A 19,757-nucleotide genomic window follows, 5' to 3' on the forward strand; every position below is an offset into this window, starting at 1 on the left:
CTGGAAGTGCTCTATGCCACGGCCTGCGCACCCGTTAGTTCAACGAGCGAGCCGCACATGAAGGCGGCCTCGTCTGATGCGAGGAAAGCGACGAGGGCTGCCACTTCTTCTGGTTTTCCGATCCGCCCGAAGGGAACGAGTTTGTCGAGGTCGGCAATGGTTCGTCCTGATCGCTTCACGCCCGCTTCGAGCATCGGCGTGTGGATCTCGCCGGGGCACACGGCGTTGACGCGGATCTTATGCGGAGCATAGTCCCGGGCCAGATTCTGCGTGAACGCCGCGACCGCCGCTTTGGTCGTGTTGTAGGCGATGTGATCTGGTGCCGGGTAAAGGCCCCATTGCGAGGCGGTGTTGACGATCGCGCCGCCGCCGGCATCGATCATGTGCGGGATGGTTGCGCGGCATAGGTGGAACATCGAATCGAGGTTTACCGCGAAGCTCGCATTCCAGTCGTCGTCCGTGAGCGACAGGAGGTTGCCGCGCCGGTTGATGCCCGCGTTGTTGACGAGAATGTCGATGCGCTTCCTCTGATCGAAAGCCTGAGCAATGAGGCTGAAGCATGGCTCCTTCCGGGCGATGTCGGCGGCGATTGCGATCGCGGAGCCGCCCGCCGCCACGATCTCCGCCGCGACGTCGTCCGCCGCATCGGCGTTTACGTCGGAGACGACGACCAATGCGCCTTCGTCCGATAGCCTGCGCGAGACCGCAGAGCCAATGCCGCCGCCTCCGCCCGTGATAATGGCGACTTTGCCTTGGAACCTCTTCATGCCCAGCTCCTAAACTCTCTTATCGGATGTAGCTGCCGCCGTTGACGTCGAGCGTCGCCCCGTTCAGCGACGATTGCGACGAGCGCAACAGGAATGCGACCAGTTCGGCCACTTCGGTCGGTTCCGCCATTTCGCCGATTGGAATGTCGGCGACCACCGCCTGCTTGCCGTACTGGGCGACGAAATCCTCGGCCATGCCGGTACGCACCCAGCCGGGAGCGACGGCGATGGCGACGACGCCGTCCCGGCCGAAGCTGCGGGCAATCGACTTTGTGAGGTTCACGAGTGCCGCTTTCGTGGTACCATACGGCATGGCGTCGGCGGCGTAGCCGCGCTGACCTGCCCGGCTCGCCATGCTGATGATTCGGCCACCTCCATTCGCCTTGAAATGCCTGAGCGCCTCCTTGCAGAGATCTGCGGCTGCGAAGAAGTTCACCTGAAACTCCCTTTGCCAGGCCGCCTTCCAGGCTGTGGGATCGGCGTCGATCGATATCTCGGTGCGGATGCCCGCATTGTTGATCAGGGCGTGTATTCGCCCGACCGCCTCTTCGGCCTTGCGCCAAAGTTCGAAAGGGCCTTCGGAATGGGACAGGTCAGCCTGGAGGATGATGCCGCGCCCGGAAATGCGGGCAAGAAGCGCCTCGGCGGCGGCTTTGTCTTTACCGTAGTGGATCAACGGCCGGGCGCCTTCGGCAGCGAGGCGTTCGACGATCGATGCGCCAATGCCACCGGAGGCTCCGGTCACGAGCACTCTCTGGCCGTCGAGCGACTCCGGTTCGTCGGCCATCATTCTTCCTCCGTCAGCAAGTGAACCTGTGGTCCCCAACTGTCAGAGAGTGCAAAACCATTCTTGAAGGGGTCCTCATCGGAAATACGGAGCTGTTCGCGACCGTAGACCCAGCCGCGCCCCGTGATCCGGGGCAGCACCGCGGGATGCCCGCCCACTTCCGTGATGCCGATCGCTTCGGCAACAAATTCGCCGCCGATGATCGAACGGGACGTCCGCCGGTCTCCCACGACAACTTCACCGCGCGCATAGAGCGTCGCAAGGTTTGCCGAGCTTCCCGTGCCGCACGGCGACCGGTCGACGCGGCCCGGTTTAAGTGTCGTACATGTGCGAACCACCCCGTCAGGCTCATGGCCGCGGAACATCACATAGGCGATCTCATCGACCCCGAGGAGATCCGGATGTTTTACTTTCACCTGCTCGGCAAGCAACGACTTCAGCTCGATGCCCGCCTCGGCCAGATAGCGCGCATTGGCCGGTGCGATATCGCTGCCGATTTGGTCGACATCGACGATCGCGTAATAGACGCCTCCGAAAGCCACATCGACTTTGATGCGGCCCCAGCGCGGCGTCTCTATGTCCCGGTCCAACGCTTCCGCGAAACTTGGCACATTGTCGAGGCTGACCGAGAGGCAGCGCCCTTGGAAGCAATCGGCCCGTGCGACGATCAATCCCGCAGGCGTGTCGAGCCGGACGATCGTTTCGGGTTCGCGCATCGCAACCCGTCCGCTTTCAAGCAGTGCGGTCACGACGCAGATGCAATTGCTGCCGGACATGGGGTGAGCGCGGTCGGCCTGCAGCACGATGAAGCCCGCATCGGCGTCGGGCCGCGTCGGCGCGACGAGCAGATTGACCGACATGGCAACGCCGGCGCGCGGCTCGAAGGTCACGAAGCGGCGGAGGCTGTCGTCCACCATGTTGATGTGGTTCATTTTGTCGAGCATGGTCGCGCCCAGGATTTCCGGCGCACCGCCCACGATCACCTTGCCGATCTCGCCCTGGCAATGAACCAGAAGTAGGTCGAGCGAGTTGTCCCAATCCATCGAAATATTGCCGGTCATCTGATGTACCAACCCCATTTCTCGCCAGCGGCAAAACGGGTGATCTGCTTCGTCTCGAGATAGTTTTCGAGACCCCAGCGGCCGAGCTCGCGGCCGATGCCCGACTCCTTGTAACCGCCCCAGGGCGCCTCGGTGAAGGTCGGCTGCGAACAGTTGATCCAGACGATGCCGGCGCGGAAGGCGGCGGCGACCCGTTCGGCGCGGACATCGTCCTTCGACATGACAGCCGCAGCGAGGCCGAAGCGGGAATCGTTTGCAAGCTCGATTGCTTCGTCTTCCGTCAAGAACGGGCGGATGCAGAGGACCGGCCCGAAAATCTCCTCGCGCCACGCGTCGCTTTCCAAGGGCACGTCGGTCAGAATCGTCGGCTCGAGGTAGTAACCCCTGTCGAAACCTTCAGGGCGCTTGCCGCCGCATGCGATGGTCGCGCCGGCCGCTTTCGCCGCCTCGATCGCCCTGAGCACCTGCTCGTACTGGCGCCTGGAGACGAGCGGCCCGAGCAGTACGCCTTCCTCGAGGCCGTTGCCGATCATGATCTTTTTCGTCTCCTCGATCAGACGCGACAGCAGGCGATCATAGATCCGCTCCTGCACGAGGACGCGCGACGTGGCCGAGCAGACCTGACCCTGGTTCCAGAAGATCCCGAACATGATCCATTCGACCGCCTCGTCGATATCGGCATCGTCGAAAACGACGAAAGGCGACTTGCCGCCAAGTTCCAGGCTCACCCGCTTAATGTCGCGAGCCGCAGCAGCCATGATTTTCGAACCGACCGGACCGGAGCCGGTGAAGGCCAGCTTGTCGACCGCCTTGTGGTCGATGAGCGCCTGCCCGGCAACGGAGCCTGCCCCTGTCACGATGTTGAGGACCCCCGGCGGCAAGCCCGCCTCGTCGGCCACCGCCGCGAGTTCCAGTGCGGTAAGAGACGTAACCTCCGCCGGTTTCAGCACGACCGTGCAGCCGGCGGCGAGCGCCGGAGCAACCTTCCAGGCGGCCATCAGAAGCGGGTAGTTCCAGGGGATGATGGCGCCGGCAACACCGATCGGCTCCCTGACGGCCTTCGAGGTGAACCGGGCATCGGCGAGCGCGATGGGCTCCTGCGGATCGTTGTCGAGCTGTTCGGCAAGTCCGGCGTAGAAATCGAAGCAGCCGGCGGCATCGGCGACGTCCCAATCCGCTTCCGGAAGCGGCTTGCCGTTGTCGATAACCTCCAGCCTCGCGATCTCCCCCTGCCGTGCCCGGATGCCGTCGGCGATCGCCCGGAGGTAGCGCGCGCGCTCTCGGCCGGAAAGCTTCGGCCAGCCGTCCTTGTCGAAAGCACGGCGTGCCGCCGTGACGGCAATGTCCACATCCTCGGCGCTCGCTGCGGCAGCCTTGTGAATGACCTCTTCCGTGGCCGGATTGACGATGTCGAAAGTTCCGCCTTTGACCGGTGCCACCCATTTTCCGTCGATAAAGAGGCCGTTGCGCATTCTTCGCTCCATTCGTTCTGGTCGCCGCCCGTTCTGAAATCAGAACCGGTTCACGCGGTATGGTTTGATGTCGATCGGGAGTTGGGCGCCCGTGACGAGGTCGGCGATGAGCCGCGCGGTCGTCGCCGCATAGGTGAGCCCCAGATGCCCGTGACCCGTGGCGTAGAAGATGCCGGGATGCTTCGCCGAAGGGCCGATGATGGGCACCGTGTCGGGGAGCGCCGGCCGATGGCCCATCCACTCCGTGGCCTTCTCAGGTCGCAAATCCGGCAGGGCGTCCTGCGCCCGCCTGACGAGCACCTTTGCCCGCCGATAGTCCGGAGCGGCGTCGAGGCCGGCCATCTCCACCGTGCCGCCGACGCGGATGCCGCCGGCAGTCGGAGTGACCATGAATGCACGCGCCGGCCAGATCACCGAATGGCGCATCGAAATGCCTGAAGCCATGATCTGGGTGTGGTATCCGCGTTCGGTTTCGAGCGGGATCGGCTCGCCGAGAAGTCGCGACAACCTGCCTGTATAGGCGCCGGCGCAAAGCACGATCGCGGATGCATCCAGCGAGCGACCCTCGTCGAGGCGCAGCCCTTTGACACCATCCGCATGCTTGAAGCCGAGGACCTCCGCTTGCTCGATCCTGCCGCCCAGCGACAGGAATTTCTCACTCAGTTTCACCACGAGCTTGTAAGGGTCGGCGACGGAACGATTGTCGGGAAAAAGAACCGCCTTCTCGATCTTCGACGTCAATGCGGGTTCAAGGTCGCGAATCCCGGACGCGTCCAGGATTTCGTGACGAAAGCCGAAGCGTTCGAGAACCTCTATATGCTCCCGGTCCGCCCGAAACTCGGCTTCGTCCGCATAGAGGCTGAGGCAGCCCTCCTCGGTCAACATGTCCTCAAGATCCGCCCTTCGGAGGAGAGGCAGAAGATCTTCGTAGACGCGGCTGCACAGCACGGCCCCTGCTGCCTCCAGCTCCCTCACACGCGACGGACGGCTCGCTTCGACAAACCGAAGAAACCAGGGCGCGAGTTTCGGCAGATAGGAGGGGCGGATGCGCACCGGTCCTTCCGGATCGACAAGCCATTTCGGCATCTTCGCCCAGACCGAAGGCCGCGAGGCGGGCATGAACTCCGTGATCGCGATCGAGGCCATATTGCCATAGGAGGCACCTTTGCCAGGCCCGTCGCGGTCGACCAGCACCACGTTCAGTCCGCGGCGCTGAAGCTCGAAGGCGATGGTGACACCGATGATGCCGGCGCCGACGACTGCGATGGGAGACACGATCTATCCTCTAATCCTGAGCGTGAGAACCGAAGAGCAACTTCCATTTCTCCCCCGGCTCTCAGGTCACGATGATCTTTGAGACGCGGGATGCGGGCGGATAACCGCACGCTTTTCGTCATCCCGCTCTAGCAGTTCAGGATCGGCTCCATCGCGGCGCGGAACTCGGCTTTTTCATCCTCGGTCAGAGGACCGAGTGGCGCGCGGCACTCACCCACGGGCAAACCCTGAAGTTCGCAACCATATTTGATCTTCTGGACGAACTTGCCGCTTTCGAGGATGTTCATCGCCCGGAAGAGCGTCTTCATCTGCTGACGTGCCGTATCCAGATCGCCGGATTTGAAGGTCCGGTCGAGGTCACAGCAGGCCTTGGCCATGCAGTTCGACGGTCCGCAGATCCAGCTCTCTGCTCCCCAGAACATGAAGTCGAGCGCGATGTCATCCGAGCCGGAAACCAGTTGAATGCGGCCGTCGTAGCGACTGGCGATGTCGATTGCGCGCTGCAGCACCCCGGAGCTTTCCTTGATGCCGATCACGCGCGGATTGTCGGCGAAGTGGTCCATCAGTTCGTAACCGATATCCGACCCATCCTTGGCCGGATAGGAATAGAGGACCAGGTTTACGTCCACGGCACCGAGCACGGTTTCATAGTGCCCGATCAGTTCGGCTTGCGTAGGCCGGGTGTAGAACGGAGGAGCGAGCAGCACAGTATCGTAGCCAATCTCTTTGGCGATCGCCGTCTGTTCTATGACCTCGCGGGTGGCCGACGCGTTGGTGCCGGCGATCAGAATTTCCCCCGGTCTGGCGAAATCCTTGACCAATTGCAGCACGTCGCGGCGCTCTTCAGTGGATTGGCTGAAATACTCGCCGGTCGAGCCGTTCGGAACCCAGCCTGTGACACCGGCGTCGCGCAGATGCGCCAGAAGCTTTTCAAAAGCCTTGAAGTCGACCCTGTTGTTCGCGTCGAACGGAGTGACGAGCGCGGGCATGACGCCAGACAGTTTCATGGAATATCTCCTTTAGAAAGAATTCGGTTCAGATGGCGAGCTTGGCGAGCACGCGCCGCTCGACGAGCGTGACTGCACGCGTCAGCGGGAAGGCAATGACGAAGTAGATGAGGGCGACGACCGTCAGCACCTCGACCGGGCGCGCGGTGTTGTTGGAAATGTTCTGTCCGACGAACATCAGGTCGGCCATGCCGACTGCCGAGACGAGCGCGCTTTCCTTGAACAGGCTGACGCAATTCGACAGCAGCGTCGGGACGGCGCGCAGCACCGCCTGGGGCAGGATGACGCTCGTCACCTGAACCCGGCGCGGCAGGCCGAGCGCGACGCAGGCATCGAGTTGCTCGCGGCCGATGGATTTCAGCGATGCACGGAACGTCTCGCTGGTGATCGCGCCCATGTAGAGGGTGAGTGCGATCACTCCCGAGGCGAGATTGGAGAGCTCGACGCCGAGGATCAATGGCAGGCAGAAGAATATCCAGAAGAGCTGGATCAGCACCGGCGTGCCGCGGAAGAACTCGACATAGATGCCGGCAACGACCCGCAGAATGCCGCTCCGCGATGCGCGGGCGAGACCGATGAAGAAGCCGAGGCTGCATCCGAGGACGACGCAGATCAGCGTCAGCTTGATGGTCATCCAGAGACCGAGCGCAAGGGCTTCCTGGAAGCGGAGGACGATGGAGAAGTCGAGAGCCATCAGTATTCTCCTCAACTCGTCATCAGCTGACGGCGACGTTCGAGAAAGCCGACGATCTGCGAGACTGGGAACGAGACGGCGAAATAGACGAGCGCGACGATCGTGAAGGTCTCGATCGGCCTATAGGTCTCCGTCGCGAGCGTCTTCGCCTGATACATGAGGTCCTGTACTGCGACGATCGCGACCAGGGCGCTCTGTTGGAAGATGCCGATACCATTGGTGAGCAGGACCGGGATCGAAGCCCGAACCGCGGTCGGCAGGACGATATGGAGGGTGCGCTGGAGCGGATTGAGCCCGAGCGCGATGCCGGCATCGAGCTGTTCGCGTGGGACCGCCTGGATCGCGGCGCGGTATGCCTCGGCGTTGAAGGCCATCAGATTGAGGCCGAGTGCGAGGATGCCCATCGTCATCGATCCGAGGAAGACGTTGAACAGCATCGGCACGCAATAGAAGAACCAGACGATCTGCACGATCGCCGGCGTACACCGGAAGAATTCGACGAAAAGCACCGCCGGCACCCGTACCGGCGCAAAGCGGCTCATGATGAGGAGTGCCAGCGGAAATCCGAGCACGACGCCGATGAGATTGGCAGCGGCTGTCAATTGCAGCGTGACCATCAGCCCTTCCCATAGCGGCCCGAAGGAGATGGACTGGAAGTCGAACGTGTAATCCATCGCTCGCTCCTAGTGCCGGATATGGAAGACGCGGTCGATGAATTCGCGGGTGCGCTCTTCCTTTGGAGAACCAAGCACCTGCTCCGGCGGCCCGTCTTCAACCACGATGCCGCCGGCACAGAAGATGACGCGCGAGGCGATGTTCTTCGCAAACCACATGTCATGGGTGACGATCATCATCGGCATATCCTGGGCGGCAAGCTGCAGGATGACCTGCTCGACTTCGGCGACGAGTTCGGGATCGAGCGCCGAGGTCACCTCGTCGAACAACATCAACTTGGGGTCGAGCATCAGAGCGCGGGCGATCGCCACGCGCTGTTTCTGGCCACCGGAGAGCTGCGCCGGATAGGCATTGGCCTTTGCGCCAAGGCCAAAGCGCTCGAGCAGCGCCTGGGCACGCTTAGTGGCACTGGCTTTGTTCTCGCCGCGCACCTTGCACGGCGCGAGAATCAGGTTCTGAGTGACGTTCAGATGCGGGAACAGCGTGTAATGCTGGAACACCATGCCGATCGAGCGCCGCACCTCGGTGTCGATGACGGTTTTCTTGTCGGCTCCCTGCGATGATATGTATGGCTTGCCGCCGAAGCTGATCGCACCGCTGTCGATCTTCTCGAGGCCCATCATGACGCGCAGCAGCGTACTCTTCCCGCCGCCGCTCGGGCCGATGACTACGACCCTTTCGCCGGGCTTCATTTCGATGTCCAAGCCCTTGAGTACCTGGATATGCGGTCCATAGCTCTTGTGGAGAGACTGGATTTTGACAAGGGGGGCACTGAAGGACATAGTCATCGCCGATCTCGCTGGTCAAAAGAAGGGATGAGAGGCCGGGCAAACGGTGGCGTGCCCGGCCCGGCCCTCGTCATTGAGCGCTCTTGAGCACTTCGTCGACGGCCTTGCGGATCAGCTCATCCACGTGACCGGTCGCGACCTTTTCCTCGAGAAAGATGTTCAGCACTTCGACGTCGGCCGCCGACAACCGATGCGGCATGCCGAATGCAACGCCTTGCTTCGCCAGTGCCGGCGTCGGGTTCAACGCAACCGCCCACTCGGGATTGGACTGGGTGAAGAGTTGATTGGTGTCGGAGGCATCGACGAGGATATCTGCGCGCCGCGATACGAGGGCGAGTCGTGTCTCGTCGTTGCCGGGAAGCCGGAGAATCGTCGCGTTCTTGATCGCGGCGGTAATCGCCTTGTCCTGCGCAGTCCCGGACATGACGGCCAGCGTCACGTCCTTCTTGTCGACGTCGGCAACGGACGTCGCGCCGCTTGGGACCTTGGGGTTTTCCTTATTGTAGGCGAGCGAGATCTGATATTCCATCGCGGGGATCGAGAACTGCACGGCCATAGCGCGGGCCGGCGTCCTGTTCAGCGCAAGGGAGAGGTCCCATTTTCCCGCCTGGAGTCCGGCGACGATGTTGTCCCAGCTCGTGTCCACGAATTCCGCCTTCACTTTCAGTGCATCGGCGAACTCGCGGCAAAGATCGGCAAAGAAACCGGAATATTCCCCGGAAGCCGGGTCACGCATGACGTAGGGCGGTGCGACCGCGGCGCCGCAACGAAGAACGCCGGCTTTCTGTACGCCTTGCCAGTAGCCTTCGGCGGTTTCGGCCGAGGCGGCAGCGGTTGAAAGTCCAGTCATCAAGGCAAGCGCAGGCAGCACCCGCAGCACGGGCGAAAACATCTTCGAAAGCATCGTCGTTTCCTCTGTTTGACGTGCGCGTGACGCGCGGTTCCTCTCGCCGGCTTGGAGCCGATCTTCAGTTTTGGTGTCGTCTTCGTGTCGACATTCAAATTAATGTCGTCTCTGTGTCGACATTGTCAAGCGGAAAAATTACATTGTCTAGGGATGCGCGTTCTGGCGTTATGCAGCCGGTCAACGGGAAAGGGACGTAAGTGTCTGAGGAAACAGAGACGAAACGGGCAAAGGGTACGGGCTGGAAAAGCGTCTACGAGACGTTGCGGAACGAGATTCTGGCGCTGACCATCCCTCCCGGCCAGCTTCTCGACGAAAACACGCTCGCCGAGCGGTTCGACATGTCGCGCTCACCCGTTCGCGAGGCGTTGATCCGGCTTGCCGGCGAGGATCTCGTCGTCACGCTTTCGAACCGCAGCACCATCGTCGCGCCGATCGAGGTCGGATCCTTCCCGAAATATGTTGAAGCGCTTGATATCGCGCAACGCATGAACACCCGCCTTGCCGCGGAGCTGCGGACAGAGGCCGACCTGAAGGCGATCGCCAGGCGGCAGAAGGAGTTTGAAGCGGCGGTGAAGTCCGGCAATCATCTGCAGATGTCGGAGGCGAACAAGCAATTCCACATTGCGATCGCCGCGGCCGGCAAGAACCCTTATCTCGCCGCGTTCTACGAGCGGCTGTTGAACCAGGGGCAACGGATGCTCCATCTCCATTTCGAGTATCTGGAGCGAACGCATGAAGGATATCTGCTGACGGACGAGCACAATCTGATGCTCGAGGCGATCCGGGTGAAGAACGTCGACCTCGCCGACGAGCTGGCGCATGCCCATACGCGGCAGTTCCAGCAGAATTTCATCGACTTCATGCGCGAAAACTACACGACGGACGTCTCGCTCGGCCGGCGTAAGGCGGCAGAGTAGAACACGAGCCTGCCGACCCGCCGGGAATCGCAGCGAGCTCACATCATTGCGGAGAGCTCAGGCCAGCGAAACCTGGCGCGTCTCGGCGTCGATCAGAAAGGCCGCAACGGCAGCCACGAGCAGAAGGCCGGCAAAGATGCCGATGGCGAGACCGAAACTCTGCGCCACCACCAGCCCCATCAGCGATGGAGCAAGCAAGCCGCCGAGCCGGGCCATGGCGCCGGCAGCACCCATTCCCGTCGCCCGCGATGCCGTAGGATAGAGTTCCGGCGTATAGGCATAAAGGGCGCCCCAGGTGCCGAGCAAGGCGAAGCTCATGATCAGGAGCGAAGCCCCGATCAGCGTTGCAGTGCCGGCAATCACGAAGAGAAGGCAGCCAAGTGCCGAGAGGAGGCAGAAGCCTATCAGGGTAGGTCTTCGGCCCCATTTCTCGACCCCGTAGGCGGCCAGCGCGTAGCCGGGGATCTGCGCCAACGCCAGGACGACGAGGAAACCGTAGCCCCGAACGAACCCGAAGCCTTCGCCCGCGAGCCGCGGAGGCATCCAGGTAAAGACGCCGTAATATGATATCGAGACCAGAAACCAGATGGCCAGGATCATCAGGCTGCGCTTGCGAAGATCGACCGAAAAAATGCCGGCGCTCTGCGCCACCGGCGACGGCACCAGCGATGCATCGGCACCAAGCTGCGTCTTGCCGTTGACGACGAGGATCCGATCGACGATGGCCTTCGCCTCGGGGGTCTTTCCGCGGCGAAGCAGATAGAGCGGCGATTCCGGCACCAGGAAACGCAGCCCCACGCCGATCAGCGCCGGCAGTGCAGTCACGGCGAAAATGTAGCGCCACGCGTCCGCTACCCCGGCGAGGCTCGCACCCCATGCGGCGAGCGCAACGATGAGCGTGCCGACGGCCCAGAAGCCCTCCAGCATCACCAGCCAGCGGCCGCGATTGCGAGCAGGCAGAAACTCCGCCATCATCGCATAGTCGACCGGCAGAGTTCCCCCCACCGCCGCGCCGGTGAGGAACCGCAGCAGAAGCAGGATAGAAAAATCCTGTGCAAAGACCGACAGCAGGCCGAAGACTGCGTCGCAGGCGACGGTGGCAATCAGGACGCGCCGGCGGCCGATACGGTCCGCAAGCCTGCCGAAACCCGCGGCGCCGAACAACATTCCGAGAAAGAACAGCGTGCCCGTCTGCAGCGCTTGCGGAACCGACAGCCCGAAAGTGGCGGCGATCGATGCGGCCGTGAAGCCGACCGCCAGCACCTGCATCGCGTCGGCGGCCCAAACCAGACCGAAAATGGCGATGAGGCGGCGCTGGTAGGCGCCGGTTCCGGCGCGGTCGAGCGCATCGTCTATCGTGATTGTCGTCATTCGCCCTTTCTCCGGTTCGGCGGACCGCCGCAATCCGGAGAAGTCCGCGTGGATCGGCTGCCGGTTACAGACGTCGGCTGCCGCAGCTCAATTCGATACGCTCCTACTTCTCGCATCGAAGGGAGGATGGCAAGCCGAGCGGGCGCCGGTGAGGCGGGATCAGCGTGAACCCCGGTCGAATGTCCCCGGGCTGACACCGCGCTGCCGCAGGATGCTCCTGGCGATCTTCTCGGTCGGGGTGCGCGGAAGCGGCGCGTCCGTGATCTCGAGGTAACGAGGGACCATATGGCGCGGCGCCAGCGCGCGGAAATGGTCGAGCAGTTCCGCCGGCGTCAGCGTCGAGCCCGGCCGGCGCGAAGCGACCACCATGATGTCCTCCTCGGTGAACTCGGACGCGACGCCGAATGCGGCGCTCTCGACGACATCGGGATGCGCTTCGGCCAGCGTTTCCACTTCATAGGCAGAGATATTCTCGCCCCGGCGCCGGATGGCCTCGTTCAGCCGGTGCTTGAAGTAGAGCCAGCCATCCTCGTCCATCACCCCCGCATCGCCGGAATGGTACCAGAGGTTTCTCAGAGTCTGCACCGTCTTGGTGTCTGCCCGGTAGTAGCCGGAAAACATGCTCCAGCTCTTTTTCGGCCGCGAGACGATTTCGCCGACCGTGCCCGGCGGCAGCGGCCTGTCCTTTTCGTCGACGACGGCCACTTCCCAGTCGGGGTGCGGCTTTCCGCAAGAGCCCGGCCGCGTGGCATCCACCGTGTCGAGGGTCACGAAGCTGGTTTCCGTCTGGCCGTAACCAGTGACAAGGCGCATGCCGAAGCGCTGCTCGAAGGCCTCCTTTTCCGGCACCATGGGAATGCACTGGCAAACCCGCACCGGATTATCCTTGTCGCCTTCGCAGGGCGCCGCCCGCATCAGTATGACGGCCATGGCTCCGAGGAGATTGGTCGCGCTCGCACCGCTTTCACGAACCTGCTCCCAGAAACGCGAGGCGCTGAACCCTTCGACCAGCGTCGCCCGGGTGCCGTAGATCAAAGGCAAGTAGACGCCGAACATCTGGGCATCGGTATGAAACAGCGGCAATGCCGAAAAATAGCTGTCGTCGGTGCTGTATCCGAGATTGGCGGCCATGGCCGCCGCCCATGAATAGCAATGATGATGCGACATCAGGGCGCCCTTGGCGGGGCCGGTCGTACCGGAGGTATAGAGGATCGCCATCGGGTCGGAATAATGCAGCCCTGCAAGGTCGACGGCCGGCAGGGAGGCCAGGCATTCCTCGAAGCGGAGGATGCGGTCGATCCGCAGGCCGGCCGCACGCGCTTCGGCGGGATCGACGCCGACCAGGACGAGAGTACGCAGGTGCGGCAGCCTGTGCTCCAACCTTGCGAGCTCGATCACGCCACGCGCGTCGGTGACCAGCACCCCCGCCCCGCAATTGTTCAGATTGTGCCAGAGCAGTTCGCCCTTCAGACCGGGATTGTTCGGGACTTCGATGGCTCCGAGGTTCGAAACCGCAAACCAGGTCGCCACGAGTTCGAAGCAATTGGGAAGCAGCATCGCAACCCGGTCGGACCTGCCGATGCCCAGCATGCGAAGACCGCTCGCCAGTCGCCAGGAGACATCGAACATCTCCTCGAAATTTGCCCGGCGCCCGCAAATATCGAGAAAGGGCGCCGATCCCAAACGCTCGGCCTGACGGAGAAGGATCTTCGGCAGGACGCGGTCTTCGATCTCGTCGTCGTGCATGCCCGGAACGGGCGAGCGGGAAACGGTGGCTGTTGTTTGCGACACGGTCAAAACTCTTTTGCTCTTGCCTGCGCCTGCGGAGAGAGGAAACCACGAACCGTGGCTGCGGTCTCTCGTGCCATAGCGTCCTGAAGGGTTGAGTGAAGGCCGGCATTGATGGCGCGCTTGGCGTCCGCGACAGCGTCTGCGGGACGCTCCGCGATCCTCAGAGCCAGTTCCCGCGCCTCCTCCAGCAGGCGATCGTCCGGGACGACCTTCCAGGCGATGCCGACGTCCAGCGCCTTCCTCGCATCGTGCCGCTCGCCGAGCATGAGAAGCTCCTTCGTCACTTGTGGCCCGACCTGCTTCGTCAGCAATGCGGTTACGCCTCCCGTCACGAACAAGCCGTAGGTCACCTCGGGAAAGAACCAGCGGGCACTTTCGGAAAACAGCCGGAAATCGCAGTTGATGGCCCATTCCAGCGCGCCTCCGACGCACCAGCCGTGCACGGCCGCAATCACGATCTTGCGCGACTGCATGATCTGGAGCGTGATGTTCTGAATGGCCTCGACCCAGGCTCGCGTATCCGCCTCGCAAGCGGTCTGCGCATCGAGATCCTTGAGGTCGTCGCCGGAACAGAACGCCCTGCCCTCGCCATGAAGAATCACGGCGCGTATGCCTTCGTCCGCTTCCGCGTCGGCGAGCGCCCGGGAGAGCCCGTCAACGAGCTGCCGATTCATCGCATTCAGCCGCTCCGGGCGATTCAGCCTTACCCAGGCGACCGCTCCCTCGTTCTTGGAGATGACAGTGTTGTTCATCGTCTCCCTCCTCACACGATCATCGGCTCGGCATAGGAGCCCCAGACCTCCCGAAGAGCGCCGCAGATCTCACCGAGCGTCGCCTTGGCCTTCACCAGTTCGATCGTTTTCGGCAGCAGATTGACGTCTTCGTATTGCGCCTGCTCGGCAAGCTCCTTCAGGAGGCGCTGGACGCGCCCGTTGTCACGGTTCGCCCTCACGGCGTTCAGACGGTCGATTTGCAGCTGCGTGCAATGCTCGTCATAAGGATGAATGTGCACATCCGCCGTACTGGTCGCCGGATCGGCGTATTTGTTCACGCCGACCGAAATCTTTTCTCCCGAGTCGATTTTCTTGAAGGTCGCATAGGCGGAGTCGGCGAGCTTCTGCTGGAACCACCCCTCCTCCACCAGCTTGATCGCGCCGCCCCGTTCGTCGATTTCATCGAGCATCTTCCAGACTTCGCCCTCCATGTCCTTCGTCAGCCGCTCGATGAAGTAGGAGCCGCCGAGAGGATCGATCACCGAGGTCACGTTGATCTCTTCGCGGATGATCTGCTGGGTTCGGATGGCGAGCTTCATCGCCTCCTCGGTCGGGATGGCGAAAGCCTCGTCCAGACCGTTGGTATGCATGCTCTGGCATCCCCCGAGCACGGCGCCGAGCGCCTGAATGGCGGTTCGCATGAGGTTGTTGTGGTGCTCGACCTTGGTCAGGCTCATGGCAGCGGTCTGCACATGCACGCGCAGACGCATGGACTCCGGTCTGCGTGCGCCGAAGCGCTCCGACATGATCTTGGCATAGACGCGCCGCGCGGCCCGGAACTTGCAGATCTGCTCGAAGAAGTCCTGATGACTGATGAAGAAGAACGACAGGCGAGGGGCAAACTCGTCGATATCCATGCCGGCCTTGGTCACCTCTTCGCAATAGGCGATGGTGAAAGCCATGATGAAAGCGATTTCCTGAAGCGCGTTCCCGCCGACATCCGAGAGGTGATATCCGCTGAGGCTGACGGGATTGATCTTCGGGGTGGCGCAGGCGCTGTGCATGATGAGGTCGCGCAGCAGCCGGACGGCCGGCCGGACCGGGTAGATCCATTCCTTCTGGGCAACGTATTCCTTGAGCGGGTCGGCCTGCAGCGTGCCGGTGAGCTTATGCAGGTCGCAACCACGCTGTTCCGCCACCGTGACGAACATGGCGTAGATGACCCAGGCTGAGGGATTTATGGTGAGAGAGACCGAGATCTTCTCGAGGTCGATGCCGTCGAACAGGCGGTCGACGTCGTCCACCGTGTCGATGGCGACGCCGACACGCCCGACCTCGCCGAAGGCCATAGGGTCGTCGGAATCGAGCCCCAGCAAAGTCGGAAGGTCGAAATCGGTCGAAAGACCGGTCTGACCCGTCTGGATCATGTATTTGTAGCGCTGGTTGGTCGCCTCGGGGTTGCCGAAGCCGGCGACCTGGCGGATGGTCCAGGTCCGGCCCCGATACATGGTCGGATAGACGCCCCGCGTGAAGGGATAGGCGCCCGGAAAACCGAGCTCGCTTGCGGGAATATCGGCAATGTCGGCCGCCGTATAGACCCGCTTCAGCGGGATGCCGCATTCCGTCTCAAACACCGGCTTCTCCTCCGGCCGCCTTTCGAGAGCGGCGGCTAAAGCGCCCTCCTCCCATTCGGTCTGTCTTCGCCGGATGTCTTCGATCGCCGCTCCCGAGAACAGTTTCACGTCGTCCATGAGTCATCCTCCCAACCCAGCAGAGCGCGCGCGGCGACGGACGGATCGATCCGCCGGTCCGCCACGGCCCGAACATGCCGCTCGAGCGTCTCTGGCTCCCGCTGAAATTTCTGCTGAAACAGGTGCCTGGCCGTTCCGAGAATGCGCGTCCTGCAGATGTTGCGCTGACGGTCGGCCAGTTCGCCACTTCCGTTCAGATGCCCCCAGTGCTCCCCGATGGTGTTCTTCAATTCGCGGATGCGTTCGCCCGAAACGGAGCTGACCGGCAGGACAGGCGGCTTCCAGTCCGAACCGGTGCCGTCTCCGCCAAGCGCCATCATCCCCCGAAGCGCCGACACCGTTGCCGATGCCTCGGGCTTGTCGCATTTGCTGACGGCGTGGATGTCCGCGATTTCCAGGATGCCGGCCTTGATCGCCTGTATGTCGTCACCGAGGCCGGGCGCGGACAGGACGAGGATCGTGTGCGCCGCCGCGACCACCTCCACCTCGTCTTGTCCCACTCCGACCGTTTCGATGATGATCGGCGAATAACCCGCCGCGTCGAGGATATCGACGGCCTGGAGTGTCGAGCGCGCCAGTCCGCCGAGGTGACCTCGGGTCGCCATGCTGCGCACGAAGGCATTGCCCGCTGCGGCCGCATCGCTCATCCGGACGCGATCGCCCAGTATTGCGCCACCCGAAAACGGGCTGCTCGGATCGACCGCAATGACGCCGACCTTGTGGCCTTCGGCGGCATAGGCCTTGATCAGGGCGGAAACGAGCGTGGACTTGCCTGCGCCCGGGACGCCGGTAATCCCGACGACATGAGCTCTTCCACCGCGCTTGTAGAGTTCGCCCAGGGCAAAGGCCGCTTCCCTGTGCCCCTCTTCGGCGCGGGAAATCATCCGGGCAATGGCGATCGGCCGCCCGGCCAGGACGTCCTCGGCCAACTCCGTGGAGGGCGTGTAGACCCCGCGCTTCGCCGATCCGGGCTGCGTGACAACGGTCATATGCGGCCACGGGCGGCAACGAGGTCGGCAATCGCCGTGACGATCACCTCCGCACGCGCCTCCTGCGGAACGATCGCATCGACGCCGCATTCCAGCAAGGCGGGATAGTCCTGCTCGGGGATCACGCCGCCGGCGACCACGAGAACGTGCTCGGCGCCCTCCTCGCGAAGGCAGCGGCACAATTCGCGAAACAGCGGGACATGCGACCCCGAAAGAAGGCTGACGCCGATGACGTCGACATCCTCCTGGATCGCCGCCGCGACGACGTCCTTCGGCGACTTGTAGAGCCCCGTATAGACCACTTCCATGCCGGCATCGCGCAGAATGCGGGCCACCACTTTGGCGCCGCGGTCATGGCCATCGAGGCCCAGCTTGGCGACAAGGACACGAATGGTGTCGGCCGCGTGCGACGGAGTTCCGGCTCCGTCGCCAAGGCCACCGCCGGTGCGATTCGTTTCGGTCATCGGCTGCCTTCCCTATTCTGCCGCAAGATCGGGAAGGCCCGCGCCGAGGGACAGAGCCGCCTCGATGGACTGCGTGATGATGCCCAGCCCGAGGTCGATCTCCTCCTCGGAAATCGTCAACGGCGGCGCGATGCGGAACACGCCGCCCATGCCGGGAAGCTTGACGATGTTCATGCTCAATCCCCGGCGGAAAGCCTCGGCGGCGATCCTGCCGCCAAGCTCGTGATCGGCGCTCCTGCTCGGGCCCGGCTTAACGATCTCGACGCCGAGCATGAGGCCGCGGCCGCGAACGTCGCCGACGCATTCGAACCTCTGCTTCAGTTGCGACAGTCCGTCGAAGAGCTTCGCGCCTGTCAGGCGGGCGCGGTCGACGAGCCCTTCCTCGGCAACGACATCGAGCACGGCCAGCCCTACCGCGGCCGGCAAGGGATCCGAGACATGCGTCGTGTAGAAGAGAAAACCCTTCTCATGTGCCGCGTCTTCGATCTCGGCGGTCGTCATCACGGCGGAAAGCGGCAAGCCGGCGCCGATCGTCTTCGAAAGCGTGAGTATGTCGGGCGTGACGCCATCGCGCTGGAATGCGAACATGCTGCCGGTCCGGCCGATCCCGGTTTGCGCCTCGTCCAGAATGAGCAGCATTCCGCGCGCGTGGCATTTCTCCTTCAGCGCTGCGAGATAGCCCTGCGGCAATTCGAGCATTCCGCCGCTCGACAGGATCGGCTCGGCTATGAAGGCGGCGAGGCTGCCGGTCGACTGGCTGTCTATGAGCGCGAAGGCATCCTCCAGTTCCGTCTCCCAGTCGAGGCTGCCGTCCGGATGGCGAAAGCGCGGACGGAACGCGTTGGGCGCGGGAATGGTGAGCGAGCCGACCATCGCGGGGCCATATCCCCTGCGGCCGGCACTGTACGTGGCGGAACTCGCCGCGCCCGTCATGCCGTGCCAGCTTTTGGAGAAGGCGACGATTTCATGCCTGCCGGTGACCAGCTTGGCCATGCGGATCGCCGCCTCGTTGGACTCGGCCCCGGTCGAAAGCAGCATGACCCGGTCGAGGCCGGGCGCCAGCGCGGCCAGGCGCTCTGCCAGGTCGACGACAGGCCGCGACAGCATTCCGCTGAACAAATGCGCGACCTTTTCCATCTGTCGCTGGACGGTTTCGACGATCCGCGGATGGGAATGGCCGACCAACGCGCTCATCTGTCCCGATGTGAAGTCGAGGATAGGCCGATCGTCCGCATCGAAAACGAAGGAGCCCCGGGCCCGCTCGATGATCGCCGGGTCGAAGCTCCCGCCATAGCGTATCAGATGCCTGCTCGCGGCCGCCCAGAAGGCGGGATCCTGATTGTTCGACATTGTAAGCCTCCAAACACCTGGGAATCGATAGCGGCTGACAAGTTCTGTGTAAAATTGATAGTATTGGGGTTCAGATATAAGGAAAACTGATATGCACGGACCGCTCGACCTTCGCCTGCTGATCACCTTCGTGCATGCTGCCCATTCCGGGTCGCTGAGCGCGACGGCGGTGCAGGTCGGGCGTACGCAATCCGCGGTCACGATGCAGATGCAGAGGCTCGAGGAGATGCTCGGCCAGAGCCTGCTGCATCGCAGCGGCAGCGGTGTTCGGCTCACCGGCAGCGGCGAACGCTTCCTCGCTCATGCCGAACGCATCCTGAAAATGCACGACGAGGCGGTGTCGGCCTTTTCCGAAAAGGGTTTGCACGGCTCCATGGTTTTCGGCAGTCCGGAGGACTATCTGATATCCTTCTTTCCGGCGCTCCTGAGTAGCTTCGGCACAAAATACCCCGACGTCGAAATCAAGGTCGTATCCGCTCCCACGGCCGAATTGCGGGCGCTTCTGCAATCGCACAAGGTCGATCTCGCGCTCGTTTCGACACCCAACCTGAACGACGTCGAAACCATCATCAGAACGGAGCCGCTCGCCTGGGTCGGCAGCAAGCCGGCACTGGAGCTGCATGATTTCGGCGACACGGTGCCCCTGGCCCTGCCGGCGTCGAACGCCATGGACCATCGCGCAGCCCGGGAGGCGATGGCGCGCGCCGGATTGCGCTACAAGATAGCCTATGCGAGCAACAGTCTTGCTGGTCTGATCGGTCTTGCACGCTCCGGACTTGCCGTCAGCGTCATGACGCAGGAAGCCGTTCCGCCGGATCTCCACATCCTGAATGCGCCGCTTCCGGACCTGCCGCATCTGGGCATCTTGCTGGCGTTCGCTGACGCCGACCACCAATCTCCCGCGGTCGCGGCCTTCGCCGAACATGTTCGGGCGGTCTTGCCAACGCTTTGAGATATGGATCTGAATTCCGTCGCCGG

19 protein-coding genes are annotated in these 19,757 nt (G+C 62.9%); 2 read left to right on the forward strand and 17 right to left on the reverse strand.

Features of this window, described 5'->3' with window-relative positions; all coding sequences use genetic code 11:
- Window positions 1-11 precede the first annotated feature (11 nt).
- From BHD07_RS10000 to BHD07_RS10045, 10 genes are all read right to left on the reverse strand, one after another.
- Entirely contained in the window at window positions 12-767 is a 756-nt protein-coding gene (locus BHD07_RS10000) for an SDR family NAD(P)-dependent oxidoreductase (RefSeq protein WP_338279619.1), read from the reverse strand.
- A 19-nt stretch (window positions 768-786) separates the two neighbouring features.
- Entirely contained in the window at window positions 787-1,554 is a 768-nt protein-coding gene (locus BHD07_RS10005; RefSeq protein ID WP_338279621.1) for an SDR family NAD(P)-dependent oxidoreductase, read from the reverse strand.
- Window positions 1,554-2,597, reverse strand: coding sequence for a proline racemase family protein (locus tag BHD07_RS10010; protein WP_338280904.1), 1,044 nt, complete (start codon window positions 2,595-2,597; stop codon window positions 1,554-1,556). Before BHD07_RS10010 ends, BHD07_RS10005 begins: the two co-directional genes overlap by 1 nt.
- A gap of 14 nt (window positions 2,598-2,611) precedes the next feature.
- Window positions 2,612-4,087 (reverse strand): aldehyde dehydrogenase family protein, encoded by a 1,476-nt coding sequence (locus tag BHD07_RS10015; protein WP_338279624.1) that lies wholly within the window; start codon window positions 4,085-4,087, stop codon window positions 2,612-2,614.
- Between the two features lie 39 nt (window positions 4,088-4,126).
- Entirely contained in the window at window positions 4,127-5,362 is a 1,236-nt protein-coding gene (locus tag BHD07_RS10020; protein ID WP_338279625.1) for an NAD(P)/FAD-dependent oxidoreductase, read from the reverse strand.
- A gap of 128 nt (window positions 5,363-5,490) precedes the next feature.
- Window positions 5,491-6,369: a dihydrodipicolinate synthase family protein gene (locus BHD07_RS10025; protein WP_338279627.1), complete on the reverse strand. Its 879-nt coding sequence runs from the start codon at window positions 6,367-6,369 to the stop codon at window positions 5,491-5,493.
- Window positions 6,370-6,397: 28 nt separating this feature from the next.
- Entirely contained in the window at window positions 6,398-7,063 is a 666-nt protein-coding gene (locus BHD07_RS10030; RefSeq protein WP_338279628.1) for an amino acid ABC transporter permease, read from the reverse strand.
- Window positions 7,064-7,074: 11 nt separating this feature from the next.
- The gene (locus BHD07_RS10035) at window positions 7,075-7,737 is read right to left on the reverse strand and encodes an amino acid ABC transporter permease (RefSeq protein WP_338279631.1); all 663 of its coding nucleotides are present in this window, start codon (window positions 7,735-7,737) and stop codon (window positions 7,075-7,077) included.
- A 9-nt stretch (window positions 7,738-7,746) separates the two neighbouring features.
- On the reverse strand, window positions 7,747-8,526 hold the full coding sequence (locus BHD07_RS10040) for an amino acid ABC transporter ATP-binding protein (RefSeq protein ID WP_324765399.1): 780 nt from the start codon (window positions 8,524-8,526) through the stop codon (window positions 7,747-7,749).
- A 70-nt stretch (window positions 8,527-8,596) separates the two neighbouring features.
- Window positions 8,597-9,430 (reverse strand): substrate-binding periplasmic protein, encoded by an 834-nt coding sequence (locus tag BHD07_RS10045; RefSeq protein WP_338279634.1) that lies wholly within the window; start codon window positions 9,428-9,430, stop codon window positions 8,597-8,599.
- 200 nt (window positions 9,431-9,630) lie between these two features.
- On the opposite strand from BHD07_RS10045, the gene BHD07_RS10050 reads away from it, so the two are divergent.
- Window positions 9,631-10,350 (forward strand): GntR family transcriptional regulator, encoded by a 720-nt coding sequence (locus BHD07_RS10050; RefSeq protein WP_338279636.1) that lies wholly within the window; start codon window positions 9,631-9,633, stop codon window positions 10,348-10,350.
- Window positions 10,351-10,407: 57 nt separating this feature from the next.
- On the opposite strand, the gene BHD07_RS10055 is transcribed toward BHD07_RS10050, so the two are convergent.
- The 7 genes from BHD07_RS10055 to BHD07_RS10085 all read right to left on the reverse strand — a co-directional run bounded on the left by BHD07_RS10055 (window position 10,408) and on the right by BHD07_RS10085 (window position 18,779).
- The gene (locus BHD07_RS10055; protein ID WP_338279637.1) at window positions 10,408-11,721 is read right to left on the reverse strand and encodes an MFS transporter; all 1,314 of its coding nucleotides are present in this window, start codon (window positions 11,719-11,721) and stop codon (window positions 10,408-10,410) included.
- A 159-nt stretch (window positions 11,722-11,880) separates the two neighbouring features.
- Window positions 11,881-13,512, reverse strand: coding sequence for an AMP-binding protein (locus tag BHD07_RS10060; protein WP_338279639.1), 1,632 nt, complete (start codon window positions 13,510-13,512; stop codon window positions 11,881-11,883).
- A 2-nt stretch (window positions 13,513-13,514) separates the two neighbouring features.
- Window positions 13,515-14,264: an enoyl-CoA hydratase/isomerase family protein gene (locus BHD07_RS10065; protein ID WP_100673294.1), complete on the reverse strand. Its 750-nt coding sequence runs from the start codon at window positions 14,262-14,264 to the stop codon at window positions 13,515-13,517.
- Between the two features lie 11 nt (window positions 14,265-14,275).
- Window positions 14,276-15,976, reverse strand: a complete 1,701-nt coding sequence (locus BHD07_RS10070) for a methylmalonyl-CoA mutase family protein (RefSeq protein WP_338279642.1) — start codon at window positions 15,974-15,976, stop codon at window positions 14,276-14,278.
- Window positions 15,964-16,965 carry a methylmalonyl Co-A mutase-associated GTPase MeaB gene (gene meaB / locus BHD07_RS10075; protein WP_338279643.1) on the reverse strand — a complete coding sequence of 334 codons (1,002 nt, stop codon included), beginning with the start codon at window positions 16,963-16,965 and terminating at the stop codon, window positions 15,964-15,966. Before meaB ends, BHD07_RS10070 begins: the two co-directional genes overlap by 13 nt.
- Window positions 16,962-17,429, reverse strand: coding sequence for a cobalamin B12-binding domain-containing protein (locus BHD07_RS10080; protein WP_338279645.1), 468 nt, complete (start codon window positions 17,427-17,429; stop codon window positions 16,962-16,964). The genes meaB and BHD07_RS10080 overlap by 4 nt, the downstream gene beginning before the upstream one ends.
- A gap of 12 nt (window positions 17,430-17,441) precedes the next feature.
- The gene (locus BHD07_RS10085) at window positions 17,442-18,779 is read right to left on the reverse strand and encodes an aspartate aminotransferase family protein (RefSeq protein ID WP_338279647.1); all 1,338 of its coding nucleotides are present in this window, start codon (window positions 18,777-18,779) and stop codon (window positions 17,442-17,444) included.
- Between the two features lie 91 nt (window positions 18,780-18,870).
- Here BHD07_RS10085 and BHD07_RS10090 point away from each other — a divergent pair, with 91 nt between their 5' ends.
- On the forward strand, window positions 18,871-19,731 hold the full coding sequence (locus BHD07_RS10090; protein WP_338279649.1) for a LysR family transcriptional regulator: 861 nt from the start codon (window positions 18,871-18,873) through the stop codon (window positions 19,729-19,731).
- Window positions 19,732-19,757 lie beyond the last annotated feature (26 nt).

It is taken from the genome of Sinorhizobium sp. KGO-5 (assembly GCF_036245905.1).
In the GTDB taxonomy this organism is placed as follows: Bacteria; Pseudomonadota; Alphaproteobacteria; order Rhizobiales; family Rhizobiaceae; genus Sinorhizobium; species Sinorhizobium meliloti_A.

What these genes read in the sequence shown, in the direction of transcription:
- BHD07_RS10055 (WP_338279637.1), bottom strand. Translation starts at nt 11,721, where the DNA reads ATGACGACAATCACGATAGACGATGCGCTCGACCGCGCCGGAACCGGC.
- BHD07_RS10015 (WP_338279624.1), bottom strand. Translation starts at nt 4,087, where the DNA reads ATGCGCAACGGCCTCTTTATCGACGGAAAATGGGTGGCACCGGTCAAA.
- BHD07_RS10045 (WP_338279634.1), bottom strand. Translation starts at nt 9,430, where the DNA reads ATGCTTTCGAAGATGTTTTCGCCCGTGCTGCGGGTGCTGCCTGCGCTT.
- BHD07_RS10025 (WP_338279627.1), bottom strand. Translation starts at nt 6,369, where the DNA reads ATGAAACTGTCTGGCGTCATGCCCGCGCTCGTCACTCCGTTCGACGCG.
- BHD07_RS10035 (WP_338279631.1), bottom strand. Translation starts at nt 7,737, where the DNA reads ATGGATTACACGTTCGACTTCCAGTCCATCTCCTTCGGGCCGCTATGG.
- BHD07_RS10070 (WP_338279642.1), bottom strand. Translation starts at nt 15,976, where the DNA reads ATGGACGACGTGAAACTGTTCTCGGGAGCGGCGATCGAAGACATCCGG.
- BHD07_RS10010 (WP_338280904.1), bottom strand. Translation starts at nt 2,597, where the DNA reads ATGGATTGGGACAACTCGCTCGACCTACTTCTGGTTCATTGCCAGGGC.
- BHD07_RS10030 (WP_338279628.1), bottom strand. Translation starts at nt 7,063, where the DNA reads ATGGCTCTCGACTTCTCCATCGTCCTCCGCTTCCAGGAAGCCCTTGCG.
- meaB (WP_338279643.1), bottom strand. Translation starts at nt 16,965, where the DNA reads ATGACCGTTGTCACGCAGCCCGGATCGGCGAAGCGCGGGGTCTACACG.
- BHD07_RS10085 (WP_338279647.1), bottom strand. Translation starts at nt 18,779, where the DNA reads ATGTCGAACAATCAGGATCCCGCCTTCTGGGCGGCCGCGAGCAGGCAT.
- BHD07_RS10040 (WP_324765399.1), bottom strand. Translation starts at nt 8,526, where the DNA reads ATGACTATGTCCTTCAGTGCCCCCCTTGTCAAAATCCAGTCTCTCCAC.
- BHD07_RS10000 (WP_338279619.1), bottom strand. Translation starts at nt 767, where the DNA reads ATGAAGAGGTTCCAAGGCAAAGTCGCCATTATCACGGGCGGAGGCGGC.
- BHD07_RS10090 (WP_338279649.1), top strand. Translation starts at nt 18,871, where the DNA reads ATGCACGGACCGCTCGACCTTCGCCTGCTGATCACCTTCGTGCATGCT.
- BHD07_RS10065 (WP_100673294.1), bottom strand. Translation starts at nt 14,264, where the DNA reads ATGAACAACACTGTCATCTCCAAGAACGAGGGAGCGGTCGCCTGGGTA.
- BHD07_RS10005 (WP_338279621.1), bottom strand. Translation starts at nt 1,554, where the DNA reads ATGGCCGACGAACCGGAGTCGCTCGACGGCCAGAGAGTGCTCGTGACC.
- BHD07_RS10080 (WP_338279645.1), bottom strand. Translation starts at nt 17,429, where the DNA reads ATGACCGAAACGAATCGCACCGGCGGTGGCCTTGGCGACGGAGCCGGA.